Source organism: Xanthomonas populi (assembly GCF_002940065.1).
Classification (GTDB): domain Bacteria; phylum Pseudomonadota; class Gammaproteobacteria; order Xanthomonadales; family Xanthomonadaceae; genus Xanthomonas; species Xanthomonas populi.
Genome location: NZ_MDEJ01000240.1, coordinates 1 through 2,757, shown reverse-complemented (window position 1 = coordinate 2,757; position 2,757 = coordinate 1). Strand labels below are relative to the sequence as shown.

Annotated in this window: 4 protein-coding genes; all 4 read left to right on the top strand. The window is 51.3% G+C overall.

The features are described 5' to 3' along the window. Nucleotides 1-204 precede the first annotated feature (204 nt). A complete protein-coding gene (locus tag XpopCFBP1817_RS20325) occupies nt 205-735 on the top strand; it encodes a hypothetical protein (protein ID WP_128418454.1) in 531 nt (176 codons plus the stop codon). 67 nt (nt 736-802) lie between these two features. Continuing rightward, the gene (locus tag XpopCFBP1817_RS20320; protein WP_128418453.1) at nt 803-985 is read left to right on the top strand and encodes a hypothetical protein; all 183 of its coding nucleotides are present in this window, start codon (nt 803-805) and stop codon (nt 983-985) included. A 69-nt stretch (nt 986-1,054) separates the two neighbouring features. Further along, nucleotides 1,055-1,789 carry a DUF2971 domain-containing protein gene (locus XpopCFBP1817_RS20315; protein WP_128418452.1) on the top strand — a complete coding sequence of 245 codons (735 nt, stop codon included), beginning with the start codon at nt 1,055-1,057 and terminating at the stop codon, nt 1,787-1,789. A gap of 75 nt (nt 1,790-1,864) precedes the next feature. Then, nucleotides 1,865-2,314: a hypothetical protein gene (locus XpopCFBP1817_RS20310; protein ID WP_128418451.1), complete on the top strand. Its 450-nt coding sequence runs from the start codon at nt 1,865-1,867 to the stop codon at nt 2,312-2,314. Nucleotides 2,315-2,757: the final 443 nt, after the last annotated feature.

Genomic DNA, 2,757 nt, shown 5'->3' with positions numbered 1-2,757 from the left:
ATTAGGGAAAATTGCTCTGGTGTGATCTCCATACCCGATAGTTTACTCGCTCAGGCCATTAGTGTTAACAGGCCCTAGTTTCATTTGCGGTCTCAACACTGCTGGCAGTTCGAGTGTTCTCCTAGCGCACCATCTAACAATTCATTCAAGCCGAACCCGCTTCGCGGGCCGGCTTAACTCAGGCGTTAGGCAACAAGAGGCAGCATGGATTCCATACTAATTGTCGCAACCATTCTTGGTGGAATTGCCGCCATCGGGTACTTCTGGGACAAGATCAAAGAGATATTTGGCGGGAGGGGTAAGGAAAACCAACACGACATTGACCTGTATAAGCAGTACAGGGAACTAATTGTCGATAGCGGAGTTGCCGACTTCTACCGTAGTCATGACTTCCTCGGCGCTTTTAAAAACTCTTATTGGTCACCATTCTCTCGCTATGTGGATTCGTGGGGAACGGTCGATCATAAGTTCATCGACTCCCGCCTGAACAAAGCGCACGAAAAGGTCTATAAAAAGGCATCTGAGTTGGGAGTGGCAATTGCAAAGAACACCGTTTCGATTGGAGCGACGGGCCACTTGCGATCCGTAAAGCCCGACAGTTTGCCGGCTGGCCCTACACCTGAGCACATCCAGGCTGAGGCGAGGGAGATAAATTTGCTGGTGCCCTGCTTTACTATGGCACATGAAAAGTTTGTTCGGCTGGCAAATCGAAGGCTTCGCGGCATTGTTGCCTAACATTTCATTCAAGCCGACGCCGCCTGGCGGCTCGGCTTAATTCCAGCGTTAGGCAGAGGGATCAAAAATGATCGAGTCATACAGAATTGAAAGAGAGTCTGAGGCAGACGCATATCTGAGCGACCTTTTGGCGAAAGAGGAATATCGCTCCATGCTCGAAGTCGAACATCGCGCTAACAAATTCATCCCAGATGATGATGAGCTTCGTTCTTATTTCATCAATAAGGCAAGAGAGATCCTCGTGGCCTAGGCATAACAACTCGTTCAAGGCGGACGCGCGTTCCGCGCTCCGCTTAACTCCAACGTTAGGCCGCACATCGTGACCCCAAAGCGTCTCTATAAGTATCAGCCGATCTCTACAAGGAGCTTAGAAAACCTCGTTAGCCGAGCCTTGTACTTTGGCTCGCCTCAGAATTTCAATGATCCATACGACTGCGCTCTTTCCGCAAAGGTCACCGACCTCACCCATGAGCAACTGGCGAGGATTCGCAAGAGGTTACCCCTTCCCGCTGGGCTCGGGCCAACAGATGAAGAAATAATCAAGCTCCTACAGAGCACATCGCAAGACACGATCACCAATACTATTCAAAACACATTGAGGAATCGCGGTGTTTGCTGCTTCTCTGAGAAAAATGACAACCTTCTAATGTGGTCTCATTACGCCTCTCAAGGTGCAGGGATGTGCCTAGAATTTGATACCGGTGGCCCAACATTTTCCCTATTGCACAAAGTCGTCTACAGCCCGGAGTTCCCCGTCATTGACCTTGAAAGGATGCTCTGCAATGAGGACTACGACCAGATTACTGAGATGTACTGCACTAAATCGCAAGACTGGTCATACGAGCAAGAGTGGCGGCTTCTGCACAAAGAAGCTGGCACACGCTACCAGTACGCAGACAAAGAACTGACCGGCGTCTACTTCGGATCACGCACCACCGCAGAGATTAGAGTGGTCGTGGGAAACCTCGCCCGCATGTTGAACCCTACGGATGATCTATGGCTGGGCGAGCTGAGCGACGCTAGCTTTCGCCTCAACTTTACGAGGATTCCGTAGTGCAGCCTAACAATTCATTCAAGCCGAATCCGCTTCGCGGGTCGGCTTAATTCAAGCGCTAGCCCGCAGGAAAAAATGACCGCATCTCGACCATCAGAAGAGCAGATACAGCTCGCGGCCTCGCTAGGCGTCGATGTTGCTCTTGACACGTTTGACGTGGCGGCAGCCCGATTGCTGGACCGTGTGGCAGCCGCAATCGGGCACGAACCCCCTGAGCCATCAAGCGATCGTCAACGCGCTTTCGCATCATCGCTTGGGCAAGACGTTTCCACCGATTCAAAGCGTGTCGCTAGCGCCAAGATTGGTGAGGCTCTTTTCGCCAAGAACCAAGATGCAATTTTCGCGCTCAACCTAAAGCCTGGAGATCGCGTTATTTGCCTCACTCGATTCGAGCATGACGGAGAGTTACGCTCTTTCGAGCAGGAGTTTGTAATTTCCTCCATCCAGCCCAATTGTCGTGTCTTCTTCAAGGGTGGCAATGGTCAAGGTGCTTGGCCTACCCAACTACACAAGCCTGCGGGCTAACAATTCATTCAAGCCGAACCCGCTTCGCGGGTCGGCTTAATTCAGGCGTTAGCCGTCAAGGAGAGTTTCCTATGGATTCTGTGAGTGTCAAAGAGCTAAGCCAGGACCACCTCTCACATTACTAGACAATTTTTGCTTATGCGCCAGAAGAGGAATACTGTCGTGAAGTCTGGCGAAGCCTGCGACTGCTTCCGTTTGTCGGGGCAGATCATCCTGGCACTATCATCCCAGTTCTGTATGTGCAGGTCTCTGCCATCTCTGATGCTGGGATCGCTCCACTGATTACGCGCCTAGAGCAAATTGACCCTGGAGCCGATAGTCGTATTGTTCGCGAGTTCCTCAGCGATTGACGGCTAACAATTCATTCAAAGGAGCCTCTAAAAACCCCATCAATCTGCCATCATTGACTTGACGCCCTGCCAGCGGAGAACGACAGACATGAT